Origin of the sequence: Hathewaya massiliensis (assembly GCF_902143515.1) — a bacterium.
GTDB lineage: Bacteria > Bacillota > Clostridia > Clostridiales > Clostridiaceae > Hathewaya > Hathewaya massiliensis.
In genome coordinates this window covers 986,707-1,004,377 of sequence record NZ_CABFVD010000001.1, presented here as the reverse complement: position 1 = coordinate 1,004,377, position 17,671 = coordinate 986,707, and the positions used below count along the sequence as shown (strand labels likewise).

The following is a 17,671-nucleotide window of genomic DNA, read 5'->3' as shown; positions in this document are numbered from 1 at the left end:
CATGGAGTATGAAAATCATAATTTAAAAATAATAAGTGATTTTCCTATAAAAGTTATACGAGAAGACAAAAATGAAGTAGACCTAATAATAAATTTAGACTATAGATGTTTAAATTTAAATTTACCAGAGAAGAACATTATAAATTCTAGGATTCAATTTACCTTAGTTAAGAGTATTATGATTAGGTTTTGCAAAGGTAATAGCAATAATATAGCAACTATACATTTTATGAAAGATTCAGGACTTCATTCTACCATGGCTAACTTTGAAGTAAATTATCTAGATAAAAAAATAATTATAAAACAAGAAGATAACTCCGTAGAAATGTTCATGGAATAAGATCATAAAAGGGGAGGTGAACTGTTGCCATAAACTTATATAAAAATTATAAAAAGTTATAAAAAATAATATATATTTTATATATTATTGGCAACGGAATATATTATGAAGGTAAGTAGTGTAAGTGTAAAAGAAGTTAGTAAAAACAAAGTAAAAGGTGAAACTAATATACACTTAGATGTTCATAACGGTTTTAATAGAGTAAATTTATCTATAAGTGGACAAGATATTTCTATTAAAGAATTACAAAATTATATGGATTACTTAGATAAGATAAATGTTAAAGGGGTATTTTATGCAAGAAATTGTTGTAAAAATTCACCTATAGTAATTTTAGATAGTAATAATAAAGAGGACATAAAAGAAATAGACGAACTTATTAAAGATATATTAGTCTTAGTAGGTGAGGATATAAAATTTGAATTAGAAAAAATTTAAATTTACATTATTTTAGAAACTTTAAAGATGCTATTTCTTTTTAATTTAGAAATAGCATCTTTGTTTTTTTCTTTTATAATTACATTTAAAAATAACTATCCTTTAAACAATTAACCTAAGAATATTTTCATATCATCTTCTACATTTGTAATTCCACCAATTCCAAAGTTATCAATAAGCACTTTTGCTACATTTGGAGATAGGAAAGCAGGTAGTGTTGGTCCTAAATGAATATTTTTAACGCCTAGATATAATAGTGCAAGTAAAACTATTACAGCCTTTTGTTCATACCAAGCTATGTTATAAGAGATTGGAAGTTCGTTTATATCATTTAATTCAAATATCTCTTTAAGTTTTAATGCTATTACAGCTAAGGAATAAGAGTCGTTACATTGTCCAGCATCGAGAACTCTTGGAATTCCATTTATATCTCCTAGTTCTATTTTATTATATCTATATTTAGCACATCCAGCTGTTAATATAACAGTATCCTTTGGAAGAGCCTTAGCAAAGTCAGTATAATAATCTCTGCTCTTCATCCTTCCATCACATCCTGCCATAACAAAGAATCTCTTTATAGCACCAGATTTAACAGCTTCAACAACTTTATCTGCTAATTGAAAAACTTGATTATGAGCAAATCCACCAATTATTTCTCCTCTTTCTATTTCCTTTGGAGAAGCAGATTTTTTAGCATGTTCTATAATTTCAGAAAAATCTTTAGGTTGTCCATTTTTTCTATCTTCTATATGCTTTAAACCTTCAAATCCAACTACACCAGTGGTGTAAATTCTATCTTTATAAGAAGCTTTAGGTGGTATAATACAGTTTGTTGTCATTAATATTGGACCATTAAAACTTTCAAATTCCTCTCCTTGTTTCCACCAAGCATTTCCGTAGTTACCTACAAAGTGTTCATATTTCTTGAACGAAGGATAGTAGTGAGCGGGCAACATTTCACCATGAGTATATACGTCTATACCTGTTCCTTCTGTTTGTTTTAATAATTCTTCTAAATCTTTTAAGTCATGTCCACTTACTAAGATAGCGGGGTTATTTTTAACACCTATATTTACCTTAGTGATTTCAGGGCTTCCATAAGTTGAAGTATTAGCCTTATCTAATAGTGCCATGGTATCAACACCGTATTTACCACATTCCATAACTAAAGATACTAATTCATCAGCACTTAAATTATTGTTTGTAGTTTGTACTAGAGCTTTTTTCATAAAGGTGAATATATTATTATCAATGTAATCTAGAGTATATGCATGCTCAGCATAAGCAGCCATACCTTTTATTCCATAGGTTAATAATTCCCTTAAAGATCGCACATCTTCATTTTCAGTAGATAATATTCCTACTGTAGATGCTTTTTTGTGGAATTCTTCAGTGTTATTCGAAGTCCAAGTTGTAGCAGGATGATTTATATCTTCTACTTTTATTCCAGCTTTAACTAGGTTTTCTTTAAGTTCTTCTCTTATATTTAAAGCTTCTATTATTTTATCTTCAAAGTATTTAACATCAAAATTAGCATTTGTAATAGTTGCAAATAAACCTTCCATTATAAATTTATTTTCTTTATCAACATTTAAATTATTTTCCTCAGCCCTTAAGCTATACATGGAAATTCCCTTTAAAACATATATTAATAAGTCTTGTAGATTAGCAGTTTCAGGGGTTTTACCACAGACGCCTTTAATAGTACAACCCTTGCACCCTGCAGTTTCTTGACATTGATAACAAAACATACTCATAATTTTAACCCTCCATTATTATATAATTCTATTTATATCTTTTATAAATTAATAATCATGTTGTTTATATATTAAAATATTTAAAACTACGAATACTTAAATAACAATGATTATTTGTTTTTCTTGAATAGAGTATATAATAATTTCAGGTGTGTATTCTGTAACTTATGTTACAGAAATATAAAATTTACTATAGAAATAATAAAATTCTAAAAACTTGCTTATATGTGAGTACACAACCATAATATTAATAAAAATATCTAACAAAGCCAAAGATTTTAATAAAAATGAGCCCTTAAAAAGGCTCATTAAAGATTAAAATTTTTCCGGCAATATTAAGAATGTTATTCTTTAGTTTTTATATTTTTTTTAGTATCGTGTCTAGATTTACCTACTGTTGTACCTTCTAATACATCAGTATTTTTATCTTTATTACTTTTTCTAGCTTTGCTTTTATCCATAGACATGAGCATAACCTCCAAGATAATATTTTATCAATAATAGTATCTTTAATTAAGAAAAAATTATTCATATAAGTGCTCATTACCTTAAATTTTAAAATTTTATTTAAATAATTTAAAATTAATAGATTTGTAACTTAATAACTTCTCGTATTTAAGATATAATATATAAATAGATTATATTTTTATAAAGAATTTTGTTGTAGGGACAATGTTCTAGAAGGAAGGGATACGAGTTGTCTAAGAAAAAGAAGGTTTTATTAGTAAGTTTAGTTGCAATCTTAGGAATAGTAATTACCTCTGTTTTATATGTATATAAGACCTATGAAAAAATATATGTAAATGAGGGAAGCAAAAAAGAAGATAGAAAAGATGCTGAAAAGTATAAAGAGGTAAAGGGGATTTCCAATATATTATTAGTTGGTGTAGATGAAAGAGTTGATGGGGAACCTACAAGGTCAGATGCCCTAACTATACTAACAATAGATGACAATCATAAAAAGATAAAGTTAACATCTATATTGAGGGATGCTTATGTAAAAATTCCAGGACATAATGAAGAGAAGATTACCCATGCTTATTCTTATGGAGAAATGAGCCTTCTCAGAGAAACTATAGAAGAAAACTTCGATGTAAGATTGGACAACTATGCTATTATAGATTTCAATGGTTTTAAAGCTATGATAGATGCAGTTGGAGGGGTTGAAGTAGAGGTTAAAAATGAAGCAGAAGTTAAGGAATTAAATAGATGTATTGATATAGAAATTGATGATAATCCTAAACTATCTAAAAGTGATGCAGTATACTTAAAAGAACCTGGAAAACAGCTATTAAGCGGTAGTCAAGCTTTAGCTTTTTCTAGAATGAGAAAAGTAGGAAATGGTACATATGATAGAGCAAGAAGACAAAGGGAAGTCTTAGAAGTTTTAATTAGTAAGTTTAAAGATGTTTCTCCAATGAAGTATCCATCTATAGCAAATGAAATTTTACCATATATTAAAACCAATGTTGGGCTTGGAGATGCACTAAACCTAGCATATACTATTCAAAAAATAGGTAATTTTAATATGGAGAAACTTCAAATTCCAACAGATAAGCTAAGTGATGGTGTAATTATAAGCAAGGCAAAAGGTTGGGTTCATGTAATGGATTTAGAGGGAAATAAAAAAGTAATGCACGACTTTATTTTTGAAGATAAACTTTATGATGAGAAGATGTATACTCAGTTTAAATATGCTGGTAATGTTGAGAGGACAACTAAAAACTCAGAAGATCATGAGTATGATCAACCTAAACCTAAGAAAACATATACTGATGATAATAATAGCAGTGGTAGTAGTAAATCGCAAAATAATAATATTTCAAATAAAGTAACAAAACCAAAACCTGAACCAAAGCCAGAGCCAAAGCCCGAGGTGAAACCAGAGCCAAAGCCGGAACCAAAACCAGAGCCAAAGCCAGAACCAAAACCTGAGCCTAAACCGGAGGTAAAACCAGAACAACCAAAACAACCAGAACAACCAAAACAGCCAGAAGTAAAAAAGTAAATAATAAAAAGAAATTACAATTACAAATAACCTAAGAGTTTACATATAAAAAGTCGTATTAATAAAAATGCGGCTTTTTATTAGTTTAATATATATTTCCTAAGAAATAGTTAAAGGTATTCTTAAGTTTAAACTTATATTTTAATGTAGGAAAATTGAAGTTTATTTTATTTGTATAATATAATAATTAAGGTTAAAATAAGGATATAGAGATATACATTTTTTTCATAAGGAGCGATTTTCATGGATGGAAAAACTATAAGTGAATTTCAAAAAGATGATAGAATACAAGGTATTTTTTTTGTAAAAGATATTGCATGTAGACTTACTAATGGAACTAATAATAAATTTTTAGATATAGAGCTTATGGATAAGACAGGGGAAATTAACGCAAAGTTATGGGATTGTAAAGCTGATCAAGAAAGTCTTATAAAGCCCAATATGTTAGCCAAGGTAAAGGGAAATGTAATTGATTGGAGAGGCAAACTTCAATTTAAGCTAGATTTAATTATTCCTGTTAATGAAGAGGATAATGTAAAAATAGAGGATTTTGTTCCTGTAGCTCCTAGAGATCCTAAACTTATGTTTGAAGAAGTATTACAGTACAAAGAAAGAATAAAAAATAAGGATATAAGAAACATAGTTGAATATATATTAGAAGAAGCAGGTCACTGTATAATGTATTATCCAGCAGCAAAATCTAACCATCATTCCGTAAGATCTGGACTTTTGTATCATATAACCTCTATGCTTAAAGCGGGTGAAAAATTATGTGATATATATGATTTTGTAAATAAGGATTTATTATATGCAGGTATAATACTTCACGATATAGCTAAGATAGAAGAGATGAATTCAAATAATCTTGGAATAGTGGATGAATATAGTATAGAAGGTCAACTTTTAGGTCACATTGTAATTGGTGTTAGAAAAATAGAGTTAGCTGCAGAGAAAGTTGGGGCAGATAAAGAAGTTTCTATGTTGCTTCAGCACATGATATTATCACATCACTATGAAGCAGAATATGGTAGTCCTAAAAAGCCTATGATTCCAGAGGCAGAACTTTTACACCACTTAGATGTTATGGATGCTAGAATGTATGACATGAAGAAGGCTATAGATGATACAGAAGAAGGAAGATTTTCTGAAAGAGTATGGTCTTTAAATAATTTAAGTGTATATAAAAGTAAAATTTAAAAGGGGTAGTGATTATATGATGAAATATATAATAGATAGGTTTGAAGAGGATTATGCTGTTATAGAAACAGAAGAGGGGAAAACCTTTGATCTACCTAAGGATATGATTCCAAAAGATGCAAGAGAAGGCGATGTATTAGACATAGAAGTTAAAGTAAACAAAGAAGACACAAGGAAAAGGGAAAAAGAAATAAAAGATTTAATGGATGAGTTGTGGAATTAAACCCAGATTTTTTTATCTGGGTCTTATTTTTTTCTTTCTAGAGTTTTTTATTTTTATATAATTAAAAAAATATGTAAAAAATGCTATAAGGGTTGCTAATACAGAGCCATATAAAAAGTATACACCTAGATTATTGTTAAAATATAAAATAAACACTGATACATAAAATAATGAAGTAGCTATTTTCCCAAAGATATTAGCAGGGATAACAGTATAATCTTTATTGTAAAGTAATACACCACCAGTAATCATAATCAATTCTTTTATAATTACAACTAGGGGAAGCCAATAAGGAACAAAATCTTTATAACTTAAGCATAGAAGCACTGTAATAAGCATTAATTTATCTGCAATGGGGTCTAGGACAATTCCTGCTTTTGTAACTTTATTATACTTTCTAGCTATGTAACCATCAGCCACGTCAGTTATTCCAGCTATTATAAATATTATAATTGGATATAACAGTGATTCATTTGTAAAAAACACCAATACGAATATTGGAATTAAAAATAATCTTATTAAGGTTAAAATATTAGGTATATTCACGGATTGCCTCCTTATAAGGTATTAATATATATTAAAAGATTTATGACAAAAGAAATTCATACATGAGAATTATAACATTAAATAGGATATAAAAAATACAAATAATAAAAATTAGAAAAAAGTTAATATTAATTTTTAAAGTTAAAGTATATTTTTAAGATTAAATAACGAATAATTAACACAAAATAAACAATATTATTCGTATATTTTATTGAAATTTAAATTTGCATTTGATAATATAAAATTGTGTTATTAAATAACTTAGTATTGAACATAATTAAATATATAAATAAGATTACTATAATTTTTAGTACGAAAGAGAGGAATGCATAATGGCAGCTTTTATAGTACTTGGAGCCCAATGGGGTGACGAAGGAAAAGGGAAAATGACTGACTATTTAGCAGAAGAAGCAGAGGTAGTTGTAAGATTTCAAGGTGGAAATAATGCAGGACACACTGTAGTTGTTGGAGAGGAAGAATATAAGTTACACTTAATACCATCAGGTATATTATATGAAAACAAGCTTAATATATTAGGGAATGGTGTAGTTATTGACCCTGAAGCCTTATTTACGGAAATAAATTATTTAAAAGATTTAGGTATAGAAGTAACTCCAGATAGACTTGCTATTAGTGATAGGGCACAGGTTATTATGCCTTACCATAAAATTTTAGATGGATTAAAGGAAAAATGGAGAGGTAAAAATGACATAGGTACCACAGGAAAAGGAATAGGACCATGTTATACAGATAAGGCTGAAAGAAGTGGAATTAGAATTTGTGATTTACTTCATAAAGAAGTTTTAAGAGAAAAGTTAGAAAGTAACTTAGAACTTAAAAATAAAATTATAAAAGACGTATTAAATGGTGAAGAAATAAATCTTGAAGAAGTTTATAATAATTATTTAGAGTTTGCTGAGAGAATAAGACCATATGTTAGAGATACATCAGTTACTATATATGATGCTATAAAATCAAATAAAAGAGTATTATTTGAAGGAGCTCAAGGAATGCTTCTTGATATAGATTATGGTACATATCCATATGTAACTTCATCTAATACCATAGCAGGTGGAGTATGCACAGGAACTGGAATAGGGCCTACAATGATAACTAATGCCATAGGTATAGGTAAAGCATATACAACAAGAGTAGGTAAAGGGCCATTCCCAACAGAACTAAATGATGAAATGGGAGAACATATAAGAACTGTAGGACATGAATATGGAGTTACTACAGGAAGAGCTAGAAGATGTGGTTGGTTAGACCTTGTAATTTTAAAGACCACTGCAAGAGTTTGTGGACTTACAAGTTTTGCTATAACAAAGATGGATACCCTAGCAGGTATAGATAAGATAAAAGTATGTGTAGGGTACGAATTAGAGGGAAAAGTAATAGATTATTTCCCAGCTAGCTTAGAAGATTTAGCTAAATGTAAGCCCGTATATGAAGAGTTTAATGGATGGGATGAGAGCATAGCTAATGCAAGAAGTTATGAGGATTTACCTGAAAACGCTAAAGTTTACTTAAAGAAAATTGAAGAATTTACTGATACAAAGGTTTCAATAGTTTCTGTAGGACCTAAGAGAGACCAAACTATAAGAGTTTCAGAGATTTAATAGTCTTAAAAATAAATGAGTTTATTATGATATACCTATAGGAAAAATGAGTTCACCATGATATATCTATAGGAGATTGATTTTAAATATTTAAAATTCTTTTAAATTTCCTAAATATGTACTAAAAATTACTAAAAAGAGTTATAATAGAGAAGAATTCTGTTGATATAACTTTTATAAAAAGGAGCGGTTCATATGAAGATAAACAAAGATATGACTATAGGGGAAGTAGTAAGACAATACCCAGAAGTAGTTGAGGTTTTAATGAGCTTTGGTATGGGATGTGTTGGATGTCCTTCAGCTCAAGCTGAAACTTTAGAAGAGGCAGCTATGGTTCATGGAATGAACATAGATGAGTTAATGGAAGCCTTAAATAATAAAGTTCAATAATATTAGATAATATAACAATTACAACAATAAATTAAAATTAGAAGTTATCTTAAATAAGAATGGCACTAAAGTTTATTTTAAAATTTAGTGCTATTTTTTTAAAAGTTATCTGAGGGCTATCCAATCTAATGCTTCAATCGCACTCTGTGAAAATCATTCCTATCAAATCGAAGATTTGGACTCTTTGCTTTTCTTCAAAGAGGGAAAAAAGAGTGGCTATGCCCCTAGATAACAACTTTATTAAGGGGTGGGGAAATATGAAACCAATAGTAACAGAAAAAAGTTTTGAAATCAATTATCATGAAATAGATTATAAGAAAAGAGCTTTATTTACTACTATAATGCAATATTTTGAAGATGGTTCTATGGATCAATCTGAGAAGTTAGGTGTAGGATTTGAATATTTAAAGGAAAACAATATAGCATGGATTCTCTATAAGTGGGATGTACAGATAAAGAGGTACCCACTATTTGGCGAAAAGGTTATAGTAAGAACCATGCCTTATGGATGTAGAAAGTTTTATGCATATAGAAGATTTGAAGTTGTAGATTCCAATGGAGAGGTAATTGCTATTGGAAATAGTATATGGTTTTTAATAGACTTAAACAAAAAGAGACTTAAAAAAGTAAGTGATGATATAAAAAAGCCATATGGCTTAGAAGGTGTAGAAGAAGAGCCTTTTAAAATAGAGAAACTTAAGTTACCGGATAAAGAATTTACCTACAAAAAACATTTTACAGTAAGGTATAGCGATATAGATACCAATTTGCACGTAAATAACGTAAAGTACATTTCCTGGGTTATAGAAACTATTCCTCTAGAAGTTATATTAGAGTATACAATGTCAAGGCTTATTATAAGCTATGAAAAGGAAGTAAACTATGGAAATGACATAAATGTATATGGAGAAATTATAGAAGAGGAAGAAGGTAAATTGGTTTTTCTGCATAAGGTTGAAGATATGGAAGGGAATAAAACTACTTTAGCTAAAACTTATTGGTATAAATAGTAGGGCCAAGCTAATATAAAATGTTAAAGTTATGGTACTACAAAAATACGTAGATAATTAAATATACAAAATAATTTTAGCCTATATTTTAATTTACTAAGTAATTTAAGATATAGGCTTTGTTTTATAAGTTTTTTAGTTACTATATATTTTAAAGTTTATGAACCCTTTTCTCCTATAAATTCACGTTAATACATATATAAGTTAAAGAAAGTTAAAAATTGCTTTTAAAAGCAAATTAAATTATTAAAATATTGAGATAAAAGGATATATTTAAAAGTTAAATCATTATATGTTATCATTTTGTTGAATAAAGAAGGAAAGTATTATAAAATTAGGTTAGAGTTAGGGGATTAAAAGAGGGGGAATTTAGGTTGAAAATTTTAAATAAAAAAAATATAATCCTATATACGAGCATAATCTTATTACTATTAATTACATTAATAATATCTTCATATCAAGGGGTATGGAGGCATGTTTTTTCAAAAGCTCAAGACATATCAAAGGATATGCTTATCTTATCTAAACAATATTATAGCAGTAAGTATCATATTTGGTATGGGAGTTTTACTAATTTCCATCTAATACTGTTTTTGATAATACCAGTTGTTACGTCTACCATATATGCAAAATCTTATTATAATCAAACAGATATTTATTATATTTATAGACAAGGATTTAAGGGATATTACATAAAAAATTTTTTAAAGGTGACTGCATTATTAGCAGTTATTTTAGCCAGTCCTATAATTATTTATTGGCTTTTATTAAATGTTTTTCCAACAACTAATAAAGTGTTTATAGAGGGAGTGGGTAAGGAGATTGCACCGGTAGTACCGTCTATAACTATTATTAACAATTCTATTAAAAGTCTAGCAGTTCAGAATCCTAATGGGTATGTTTATTATACAATGGCTGTGTTTATTATATCGGGAGTAAATTATGGGATATATGCATATGCATTAGGAAATTTCATGAAATCAAGAATATTTAGATATCTATCACCAATTATATCACTTACAATTATTGATTTTATCATTGGGGCGGTAATTCCAAATTTCAATGACTCAATATTATTTGATACCTTTAATACAGCAGCATTGCTTGATAATAAGTATATCCTAGTTTTTAATTTATGTTTATTTTTATTTTCCTTACTATTACTAGCTATACACTATGCAAAACGAAGCAGAGAAGGTTAATTAAATGGATAAATTATATATAGAAAAAAAACATATGTTAATTAAAAAAACCTGGATTTGGATTTTTATAATTTTATTAATGTTAATATCTATGATAATTATGAATACTAATGATGGAAAAATTATAAATTTTATTGAAGTATTGAATAATACCTTAGAGAAGGACTTATTATTTATACCTCTTGGTTTATTTATAATTTGTAATTCCTTTGACTACAGAGATGTTTACATAATTAGATTTCAGAATAATTCTAATTGGTTAAAAAAAGAAGTTTCATTCCTTATAGTTGTTCTATTTTGCTATGCTATTTTTTATAATTTACTTGCAGTAATAACTAACATTATTACTATTATTTCCTTAAAGGAATCTATTGAAATAAACGTTATACTTATAGGAGTATTAGGTTTATTACTTATAAAAAGGTTTTTATTTTTATTACTAGAGGCATCTATTATTTTGCTGCTTAATTTAATTTTTAAGAAGAATGTTTATTTAATTGGTTTTTTTGTGTATATTATGTTGGAAATAGTTCAAATTCTCGAGATGGTAGTTTTTTCTTCAATACCAATCATAAGACCTATAGCAGATATTAACATTTCTTTATTAGGAAATCTTATATATATGCTGCCTTTAGTATGTCTAACAGTTTTTATATGGATATTTATTTTTTATATTATGACTGGAGATAAACATGAAATTTAAAAGATTCTATGGAGTAATAATTAAAAATTTTAAATACACAATGCAGAAGTTGCTGTTAGCTCAAGGAATAATTTTATTATTTATGTTTTTGATTGCATATAGCAACAACATGGGGAGAATGGAGTTCTTAGAATATTTGTTTATGATGAAATATAAGGGAACGGTCTTCATTGCATTATATACAGGTTTTATAAGTTTAATAATACTTATATTTTTTAGTTATGTTGAAGTAATAGATATTACAAACTTAAAAGAATTTGCTTTAAGGATAAATGACAATAGGAAAACAAAAAGAGTATTAACCTTGAGCATTATAGTATCAATTACTGTTTTTATGCTTTTTATTTTCTTATTAAGTATTAGTTTAAGTATGTTACTTAAATATGAAGAGTTATGGTACACAAAGTTATTCATGACTCAGTTACTTTATATATCATTTTTCCTTTTTATTGTATTTTTTTATTACTTCACTCATGTATATGATTTAAACAAGAATATTGCATATATTTTATTTTTATTTCTTCATTTAAATAATATTTTTCCCTTAATACCTTGGATTTCTATTACTAAATTAACCTTAGATTTTAAGTTTTCTTCCTGTATTATAGCCATAGTTGTATACTTGCTTAGTTTTAATTTATTATATATATTTTCTTTAAAAGAACAATAAAATTTTAAATAAGATAATATAGAGTAAAAAGGAGAAATAAGATGATTGAGATTAAAAATTTAAAAAAGGCTTTTAGTAAAAAGGTCCTTTTTGAAAATGTGAATATAAATTTAGAAGATGGTAAAATTTATGGATTTGTTGGGCCTAATGGAGTAGGAAAATCTATTTTCTTTAAAACAATTAGTGGATTAATGAAATATACAGAGGGACAAGTTGTTTGTAATAATAAAATTTTACACAAGGATATAGATTATTTAGAAAACCTAGGATATATGGATAACAATGCACACTTTATCAAGGACTTAACAGGATTTGAGAACTTAAAATTATTAGCTTCAATAAAATCAGAAATATCTTCTGAACATATTAAGGAATATATGATAAGGTTAGGGTTAGATCCTGATTCTAATACTAAAGTTAAGGATTATTCTCTTGGCATGTATCAAAAATTAGCAATAATACAGGCTGTTATGGAAAATCCTAATATTATTATATTTGATGAGCCATTCAATGGATTAGACAAGAAGTCCTGCGTTATTGTAAAAGAGATGATTTTAAGTTTAAAAGCTGAAAATAAAATTATTTTAATTACAAGTCATATTTTAAATGATATAGAAGAAGTAGCTGATGAGGTATATGAATTTGTTGATCAAAAGATAGTAAAAGTTTAAATGCATTTTAAAGATTGTAAATTGTTATGAGCCGTACACATAAATTTCTTTGTGTACGGCTACGTATTTCTAAGTATATAATTTTAACTAATAAGTCTCTATTTAAATTTGAGTAAATAGATGGAACTTATTAGTCTTAATAATATAAAAAATGAAAGCAGGCTATGAAAGTATATATCATAGCCTGCTATTAATTTATATATATGGAGTAAATATATTTTATAAAGTTAAATTTTATTAAATGCATTTTTAGCTGCTATAGTTCCAGAACTCCATGCCCATTGAAGATTGAAACCACCACAATCTCCATCAACATCTAGTATTTCACCTGCAAAGAAAAGTCCTGGAACTATTTTCGATTCTAAGGTTATAGGATTAATCTCTTTTGTATCTATTCCACCTGCAGTAACTTGGGCTTCTCTAAAGGTATTGGTACCTGAAACTTCAAAAGACCAAGATTTTAATTTATCTAAGATGTTTTCTTTTTCCATCCAGTCTAATTCATAGGCTTCTTTATGAATATCTTCTATGCCAGAACTTTTTAATATAATAGGAATTAATTTTTTATTTATAATTCCTATTAGTGAGTCATTCACACTTCTATATCCAAAGGTTCCAAAGTGATTTTCTAAGAATTCTTTTAGAGTTTCTTTTGACATATGAGGAAACATATCTACTTTAAGGATTACATCTCTTTTTTCTTTTGTATAAAGAGAAGCAATTCTGCTTAGTTGTAATATAGGAGGGCCAGATATTCCATAGTCTGTGAATAGAATTTCTCCATACTCTTTTCTAAGAGGAGTGCCATCTACATATATTTCTGCAGAGCCTTCAAATTTAATTCCTGATAAGGCTTTTAATTTATTATGATTTAATTTTATCTGAACTATGGAAGGTATAGGTTCAATCATAGAATGACCTAGATTTTTAGCTAAGTTATAGCCACTTCCATCTGAACCAGTTCCCACATAAGATTTTCCACCAGTACATAGTATAACTTTCTTACTTTTAAAGGTTTCATCTTCTGTTTGAATATAGAATATATTATTTTTAATTTCTATATTTTTAACTTTACAATTAGTATGTATAGGAATTTGTCTTTCATCTATAGCAAGTCTTAGTATATCTAAAACAGAAGAGGCTTGAAGGGAAAGAGGATACATTTTACCATCTTCTAAAGTGCACAGGTTTAATCCTATAGACTTAAAAAAGTTAATTGTATCTTCAGTGCTAAAGTTTTCTATGATTTCCTTGCCAAAATCTTTGTTATTGCTGTGATATCTATCTATGTTTACATATTTATTAGTAATATTACATCTTCCATTACCTGTAGTTAAAATTTTTCTTCCAACTCTATCGGTGCCTTCTAAAATATCTACATCTATGCCCAAATCCTTGGCTATAATAGAAGCTATAAGACCAGAAGCTCCTCCACCTATAATAAGCAAATCCTTCACCATTTTTTCCTCCTAATTTCCTAAAGCATATATTATATATTTTACACAATGTATATATATTTTACACAGAGATTTAGCACCTAAATTCCAGTGAAATTTTTATTTTTACTGGAATTATATTTTTTTACAATTACTTAAAGGGCTGGTAAGCCCGCAGACCGATAGGTCGCAAAAATAGATATACTTACCCCTACCCCACGAAATCTTAATAAATAATTTCCAATTTTATTTTAAATTTAAGTTTTTACAAATAGTGGATTGATCCAGTCATCTTCTATAGTAAATCTCTCATCTCTTATATCCTCAACAATATCTATTTGAAGCATTCGTTTTTTTCTGAAGGATCTTATACACCTAAAAAAGTACAATTGCATCAAATTAAATGCTAGTATTAAAAACATTACCACTGTTTCTACGCCCGTAGGGCTATGAAGAAAACAATGATCTAAATGCCACTCAGTTTTTAACTGATGAAAAACATTGTTTTCAATGTCCCATCTTTTATGCATTATTTTCCATAGAGTTTCTACTGACGTAAATTTGTCTGTTGTTATAATCCATGCCTCTTTAAATTGTACCTTATCTCCAGTATGAACTTCTTCTATAAATTTTATAAATCTTACTTTTACTTCTGAATCAGCCATTTCAAAATTACCTTCATCCCAAGCTTTTATCTGTACATACTTTTTGCTTCCCTTATGAACTATCCATTCTTTATTTGCCTCACGGCATTTAAATAAAGCTAATGCATCTTTTACAATGTGCAGTCGGTCATCTTTAACTCGTACTACTGCATTCATTCCTAATGAAAGTACTTCTTTTATCCAAGTAGATTTACAATATAAAGCATCAGCTACTATAATATCTGCAAAATGATGATACTCTTTATAAAGCCTTCTAATTAGTCTTTTACCTCCTGTGATTTCACCTTCATCTTTATCCGATCCGTCTTGTTTTGGTTCAAGCATTTCTTGACCTAAAATAAGATGATGGTCAGAACCTACAGTTGCACAAATCACTGATCTGTGGAAATAATGAGTTAAGCCATTTTTATCAACTCTTGTAAGACATTTATCACAGCATTTTTTAGTACTTTCAAATAGTTCTACACCGTCTATAGCAACTACTTTTAAGCTATCTATTGTACCATTTCTAAATACCTTATTTTTTACAGTAGTTTTTATTATATGTTTAAGGATTTCTTTTAATCCATCTAAATCAAAATCACTTAAACAACGCCTAACGGCATCAATACGTGGCATTTTAGTTTTTTTAGGTAGTACTTTTTTAAATTTATCTTTTTTAAGCCAATGTTCTAATCTGTTGAAACTCCTTATCTGAAGCATAAATCCAAATAATACCACAAAGGTAATTGTTGAAACTTTTACTGGAGATTTTACTTTTTTATCTTTTAGGGTATTGATTTTTTCTCCAAGATGGTATACCTTAGAGAAGTAAGTGAGCATTTGTTTTAAATAACTTTTGTTCATTTTATCAGCATCCTTTTTATCTGTTGTTTTCGCAAAACTTATTATAAAAGGGATGCTTTTATTATGCAAATTTTTTCTATATAATTTCCAGTAAAAATCGGAATTAACACATTTATTAATACTCACTCATAAAACATTATAAATCAACGGACTATCGTCCTAAAAATTTTTTAAGTGCTAAACTTCTGTATTTTACACCATAATATAAACTTAGAGAACAATGTAGTAAAGTTAGGGGGATTATAGCTGATAGAATCGGGTAAATTAGGAGAAAATAAAAAAATAATAAAAAACTTAAAAAACATGTTGACATATTAGTAGTTTTTCGGTATGATATACCTTGTCGGATCGGTTCATAAATTGATTTGACTACATTAATTTATTAGATACATTTAAACCAAGAGAAACTGGAAATAAGGCTCCTTGGTCAAGCGGTTAAGACACCACCCTTTCACGGTGGTAACAGGGGTTCGATTCCCCTAGGAGTCACCATAATATGGGCGCATAGCTCAGCTGGGAGAGCATCTGCCTTACAAGCAGAGGGTCACAGGTTCGATCCCTGTTGTGCCCACCATTAAAATGGCCCAGTGGCTCAGTTGGTTAGAGTGCCGGCCTGTCACGCCGGAGGTCGAGGGTTCGAGTCCCTTCTGGGTCGCCATCTATTTTATCTAATAAGTTAAAAAAAGTTATTGAAAACTTTAAAATTTTATGTTAAAATGTTAAAGTATTTAAAATAAAATAAGGCTCCTTGGTCAAGCGGTTAAGACACCACCCTTTCACGGTGGTAACAGGGGTTCGATTCCCCTAGGAGTCACCATTAATATGGGCGCATAGCTCAGCTGGGAGAGCATCTGCCTTACAAGCAGAGGGTCACAGGTTCGATCCCTGTTGTGCCCACCATATTAAAATTGGCCCAGTGGCTCAGTTGGTTAGAGTGCCGGCCTGTCACGCCGGAGGTCGAGGGTTCGAGTCCCTTCTGGGTCGCCATTTATGCTGGCATGGCTCAATTGGCAGAGCAGCTGACTTGTAATCAGCAGGTTGTAGGTTCGATTCCTATTGCCAGCTCCATTTAAAATAAAATAAGGCTCCTTGGTCAAGCGGTTAAGACACCACCCTTTCACGGTGGTAACAGGGGTTCGATTCCCCTAGGAGTCACCATTAATATGGGCGCATAGCTCAGCTGGGAGAGCATCTGCCTTACAAGCAGAGGGTCACAGGTTCGATCCCTGTTGTGCCCACCATATTAAAATGGCCCAGTGGCTCAGTTGGTTAGAGTGCCGGCCTGTCACGCCGGAGGTCGAGGGTTCGAGTCCCTTCTGGGTCGCCATTTATGCTGGCATGGCTCAATTGGCAGAGCAGCTGACTTGAAATCAGCAGGTTGTAGGTTCGATTCCTATTGCCAGCTCCATTTAAAATAAAATAAGGCTCCTTGGTCAAGCGGTTAAGACACCACCCTTTCACGGTGGTAACAGGGGTTCGATTCCCCTAGGAGTCACCATTAATATGGGCGCATAGCTCAGCTGGGAGAGCATCTGCCTTACAAGCAGAGGGTCACAGGTTCGATCCCTGTTGTGCCCACCATATTAAAATTGGCCCAGTGGCTCAGTTGGTTAGAGTGCCGGCCTGTCACGCCGGAGGTCGAGGGTTCGAGTCCCTTCTGGGTCGCCATTATGCTGGCATGGCTCAATTGGCAGAGCAGCTGACTTGTAATCAGCAGGTTGTAGGTTCGATTCCTATTGCCAGCTCCAAAACTTCTAGAATAATTTCTAGAAGTTTTTTTATTTCTTAAAAATACTTATGTATTAAAATGCTTTATAAAAACATTTAGGGGCTAAAATATTTATATACAAAAATATACTTATGCATTGAAACAATTATATATTGTAAAAAATTCTATTAAAAAATTGTATTAAAAAACCTCACTTTGATAAAGAGGGTTCTAAGCTTCAG

Annotated in this window: 17 protein-coding genes and 15 tRNA genes; 27 read left to right on the top strand and 5 right to left on the bottom strand. The window is 29.4% G+C overall.

Going from position 1 to position 17,671, the window contains the following annotated elements; translation table 11 throughout:
• The first annotated feature begins 1 nt into the window (after position 1).
• Together FNZ64_RS04680 and FNZ64_RS04675 are read left to right on the top strand one after the other, a co-directional pair.
• Positions 2 to 340, top strand: coding sequence for a hypothetical protein (locus FNZ64_RS04680; RefSeq protein WP_142413669.1), 339 nt, complete (start codon positions 2 to 4; stop codon positions 338 to 340).
• 105 nt (positions 341 to 445) lie between these two features.
• Complete coding sequence (locus tag FNZ64_RS04675; RefSeq protein WP_142413668.1) at positions 446 to 778, top strand: hypothetical protein; 333 nt, start codon at positions 446 to 448, stop codon at positions 776 to 778.
• 110 nt (positions 779 to 888) lie between these two features.
• On the opposite strand, the gene hcp is transcribed toward FNZ64_RS04675, so the two are convergent.
• Positions 889 to 2,535: a hydroxylamine reductase gene (hcp, locus tag FNZ64_RS04670; RefSeq protein WP_142413667.1), complete on the bottom strand. Its 1,647-nt coding sequence runs from the start codon at positions 2,533 to 2,535 to the stop codon at positions 889 to 891.
• 344 nt (positions 2,536 to 2,879) lie between these two features.
• Positions 2,880 to 3,002: a hypothetical protein gene (locus FNZ64_RS15005; RefSeq protein WP_279233257.1), complete on the bottom strand. Its 123-nt coding sequence runs from the start codon at positions 3,000 to 3,002 to the stop codon at positions 2,880 to 2,882.
• A gap of 230 nt (positions 3,003 to 3,232) precedes the next feature.
• Here FNZ64_RS15005 and FNZ64_RS04665 point away from each other — a divergent pair, with 230 nt between their 5' ends.
• The 3 genes from FNZ64_RS04665 to FNZ64_RS04655 all read left to right on the top strand — a co-directional run bounded on the left by FNZ64_RS04665 (position 3,233) and on the right by FNZ64_RS04655 (position 5,963).
• The gene (locus FNZ64_RS04665) at positions 3,233 to 4,543 is read left to right on the top strand and encodes an LCP family protein (RefSeq protein WP_142413666.1); all 1,311 of its coding nucleotides are present in this window, start codon (positions 3,233 to 3,235) and stop codon (positions 4,541 to 4,543) included.
• A gap of 243 nt (positions 4,544 to 4,786) precedes the next feature.
• Positions 4,787 to 5,740, top strand: a complete 954-nt coding sequence (locus tag FNZ64_RS04660) for a 3'-5' exoribonuclease YhaM family protein (protein WP_142413665.1) — start codon at positions 4,787 to 4,789, stop codon at positions 5,738 to 5,740.
• A gap of 16 nt (positions 5,741 to 5,756) precedes the next feature.
• Positions 5,757 to 5,963 carry a DUF3006 domain-containing protein gene (locus tag FNZ64_RS04655; RefSeq protein WP_243129186.1) on the top strand — a complete coding sequence of 69 codons (207 nt, stop codon included), beginning with the start codon at positions 5,757 to 5,759 and terminating at the stop codon, positions 5,961 to 5,963.
• 12 nt (positions 5,964 to 5,975) lie between these two features.
• On the opposite strand, the gene pgsA is transcribed toward FNZ64_RS04655, so the two are convergent.
• Positions 5,976 to 6,509: a CDP-diacylglycerol--glycerol-3-phosphate 3-phosphatidyltransferase gene (gene pgsA, locus FNZ64_RS04650; RefSeq protein WP_142413664.1), complete on the bottom strand. Its 534-nt coding sequence runs from the start codon at positions 6,507 to 6,509 to the stop codon at positions 5,976 to 5,978.
• A gap of 332 nt (positions 6,510 to 6,841) precedes the next feature.
• Between pgsA and FNZ64_RS04645 the strand changes: the two genes are divergently transcribed.
• The 7 genes from FNZ64_RS04645 (at position 6,842) to FNZ64_RS04615 (ending at position 12,774) form a co-directional block, all read left to right on the top strand.
• A complete protein-coding gene (locus FNZ64_RS04645) occupies positions 6,842 to 8,128 on the top strand; it encodes an adenylosuccinate synthase (protein ID WP_142413663.1) in 1,287 nt (428 codons plus the stop codon).
• Positions 8,129 to 8,323: 195 nt separating this feature from the next.
• On the top strand, positions 8,324 to 8,518 hold the full coding sequence (locus FNZ64_RS04640) for a DUF1858 domain-containing protein (protein ID WP_142413662.1): 195 nt from the start codon (positions 8,324 to 8,326) through the stop codon (positions 8,516 to 8,518).
• A gap of 257 nt (positions 8,519 to 8,775) precedes the next feature.
• A complete protein-coding gene (locus FNZ64_RS04635) occupies positions 8,776 to 9,528 on the top strand; it encodes an acyl-[acyl-carrier-protein] thioesterase (protein ID WP_142413661.1) in 753 nt (250 codons plus the stop codon).
• A gap of 374 nt (positions 9,529 to 9,902) precedes the next feature.
• Positions 9,903 to 10,730: a hypothetical protein gene (locus tag FNZ64_RS04630; RefSeq protein ID WP_142413660.1), complete on the top strand. Its 828-nt coding sequence runs from the start codon at positions 9,903 to 9,905 to the stop codon at positions 10,728 to 10,730.
• Between the two features lie 4 nt (positions 10,731 to 10,734).
• Positions 10,735 to 11,433, top strand: coding sequence for a hypothetical protein (locus FNZ64_RS04625; RefSeq protein WP_142413659.1), 699 nt, complete (start codon positions 10,735 to 10,737; stop codon positions 11,431 to 11,433).
• Positions 11,423 to 12,103 carry a hypothetical protein gene (locus FNZ64_RS04620; RefSeq protein ID WP_142413658.1) on the top strand — a complete coding sequence of 227 codons (681 nt, stop codon included), beginning with the start codon at positions 11,423 to 11,425 and terminating at the stop codon, positions 12,101 to 12,103. The genes FNZ64_RS04625 and FNZ64_RS04620 overlap by 11 nt, the downstream gene beginning before the upstream one ends.
• Before the next feature lie 41 nt (positions 12,104 to 12,144).
• Complete coding sequence (locus FNZ64_RS04615) at positions 12,145 to 12,774, top strand: ABC transporter ATP-binding protein (protein WP_142413657.1); 630 nt, start codon at positions 12,145 to 12,147, stop codon at positions 12,772 to 12,774.
• A 227-nt stretch (positions 12,775 to 13,001) separates the two neighbouring features.
• Here FNZ64_RS04615 and FNZ64_RS04610 read toward each other — a convergent pair whose 3' ends face one another.
• The gene (locus FNZ64_RS04610; protein ID WP_142413656.1) at positions 13,002 to 14,234 is read right to left on the bottom strand and encodes a BaiN/RdsA family NAD(P)/FAD-dependent oxidoreductase; all 1,233 of its coding nucleotides are present in this window, start codon (positions 14,232 to 14,234) and stop codon (positions 13,002 to 13,004) included.
• Between the two features lie 233 nt (positions 14,235 to 14,467).
• Positions 14,468 to 15,721, bottom strand: coding sequence for a transposase (locus FNZ64_RS14875; protein ID WP_142413796.1), 1,254 nt, complete (start codon positions 15,719 to 15,721; stop codon positions 14,468 to 14,470).
• A gap of 417 nt (positions 15,722 to 16,138) precedes the next feature.
• Between FNZ64_RS14875 and FNZ64_RS04600 the strand changes: the two genes are divergently transcribed.
• From FNZ64_RS04600 to FNZ64_RS04530, 15 genes are all read left to right on the top strand, one after another.
• Positions 16,139 to 16,213, top strand: a tRNA-Glu gene (locus tag FNZ64_RS04600).
• Positions 16,214 to 16,219: 6 nt separating this feature from the next.
• A tRNA-Val gene (locus tag FNZ64_RS04595) sits at positions 16,220 to 16,295 on the top strand.
• A 7-nt stretch (positions 16,296 to 16,302) separates the two neighbouring features.
• Positions 16,303 to 16,379, top strand: a tRNA-Asp gene (locus FNZ64_RS04590).
• Positions 16,380 to 16,463: 84 nt separating this feature from the next.
• Positions 16,464 to 16,538 (top strand) — tRNA-Glu (locus FNZ64_RS04585).
• 7 nt (positions 16,539 to 16,545) lie between these two features.
• Positions 16,546 to 16,621: transfer RNA gene (locus FNZ64_RS04580), tRNA-Val, on the top strand.
• 10 nt (positions 16,622 to 16,631) lie between these two features.
• Positions 16,632 to 16,708, top strand: a tRNA-Asp gene (locus tag FNZ64_RS04575).
• Between the two features lie 5 nt (positions 16,709 to 16,713).
• Positions 16,714 to 16,789: transfer RNA gene (locus FNZ64_RS04570), tRNA-Thr, on the top strand.
• A 15-nt stretch (positions 16,790 to 16,804) separates the two neighbouring features.
• A tRNA-Glu gene (locus FNZ64_RS04565) sits at positions 16,805 to 16,879 on the top strand.
• Between the two features lie 7 nt (positions 16,880 to 16,886).
• Positions 16,887 to 16,962, top strand: a tRNA-Val gene (locus FNZ64_RS04560).
• 9 nt (positions 16,963 to 16,971) lie between these two features.
• Positions 16,972 to 17,048: transfer RNA gene (locus FNZ64_RS04555), tRNA-Asp, on the top strand.
• A 5-nt stretch (positions 17,049 to 17,053) separates the two neighbouring features.
• A tRNA-Ser gene (locus tag FNZ64_RS04550) sits at positions 17,054 to 17,129 on the top strand.
• Positions 17,130 to 17,144: 15 nt separating this feature from the next.
• A tRNA-Glu gene (locus FNZ64_RS04545) sits at positions 17,145 to 17,219 on the top strand.
• A 7-nt stretch (positions 17,220 to 17,226) separates the two neighbouring features.
• Positions 17,227 to 17,302: transfer RNA gene (locus FNZ64_RS04540), tRNA-Val, on the top strand.
• Positions 17,303 to 17,312: 10 nt separating this feature from the next.
• A tRNA-Asp gene (locus tag FNZ64_RS04535) sits at positions 17,313 to 17,389 on the top strand.
• 4 nt (positions 17,390 to 17,393) lie between these two features.
• Positions 17,394 to 17,469, top strand: a tRNA-Thr gene (locus FNZ64_RS04530).
• Positions 17,470 to 17,671 lie beyond the last annotated feature (202 nt).

Bases quoted from the DNA above. Each gene is read 5' to 3' on its own strand.
- FNZ64_RS04680 (WP_142413669.1), top strand. From the start codon at position 2: ATGGAGTATGAAAATCATAATTTAAAAATAATAAGTGATTTTCCTATA.
- FNZ64_RS04675 (WP_142413668.1), top strand. From the start codon at position 446: ATGAAGGTAAGTAGTGTAAGTGTAAAAGAAGTTAGTAAAAACAAAGTA.
- hcp (WP_142413667.1), bottom strand. From the start codon at position 2,535: ATGAGTATGTTTTGTTATCAATGTCAAGAAACTGCAGGGTGCAAGGGT.
- FNZ64_RS15005 (WP_279233257.1), bottom strand. From the start codon at position 3,002: ATGTCTATGGATAAAAGCAAAGCTAGAAAAAGTAATAAAGATAAAAAT.
- FNZ64_RS04660 (WP_142413665.1), top strand. From the start codon at position 4,787: ATGGATGGAAAAACTATAAGTGAATTTCAAAAAGATGATAGAATACAA.
- FNZ64_RS04655 (WP_243129186.1), top strand. From the start codon at position 5,757: ATGATGAAATATATAATAGATAGGTTTGAAGAGGATTATGCTGTTATA.
- FNZ64_RS04645 (WP_142413663.1), top strand. From the start codon at position 6,842: ATGGCAGCTTTTATAGTACTTGGAGCCCAATGGGGTGACGAAGGAAAA.
- FNZ64_RS04640 (WP_142413662.1), top strand. From the start codon at position 8,324: ATGAAGATAAACAAAGATATGACTATAGGGGAAGTAGTAAGACAATAC.
- FNZ64_RS04635 (WP_142413661.1), top strand. From the start codon at position 8,776: ATGAAACCAATAGTAACAGAAAAAAGTTTTGAAATCAATTATCATGAA.
- FNZ64_RS04625 (WP_142413659.1), top strand. From the start codon at position 10,735: ATGGATAAATTATATATAGAAAAAAAACATATGTTAATTAAAAAAACC.
- FNZ64_RS04620 (WP_142413658.1), top strand. From the start codon at position 11,423: ATGAAATTTAAAAGATTCTATGGAGTAATAATTAAAAATTTTAAATAC.
- FNZ64_RS04615 (WP_142413657.1), top strand. From the start codon at position 12,145: ATGATTGAGATTAAAAATTTAAAAAAGGCTTTTAGTAAAAAGGTCCTT.
- FNZ64_RS04610 (WP_142413656.1), bottom strand. From the start codon at position 14,234: ATGGTGAAGGATTTGCTTATTATAGGTGGAGGAGCTTCTGGTCTTATA.
- FNZ64_RS14875 (WP_142413796.1), bottom strand. From the start codon at position 15,721: ATGAACAAAAGTTATTTAAAACAAATGCTCACTTACTTCTCTAAGGTA.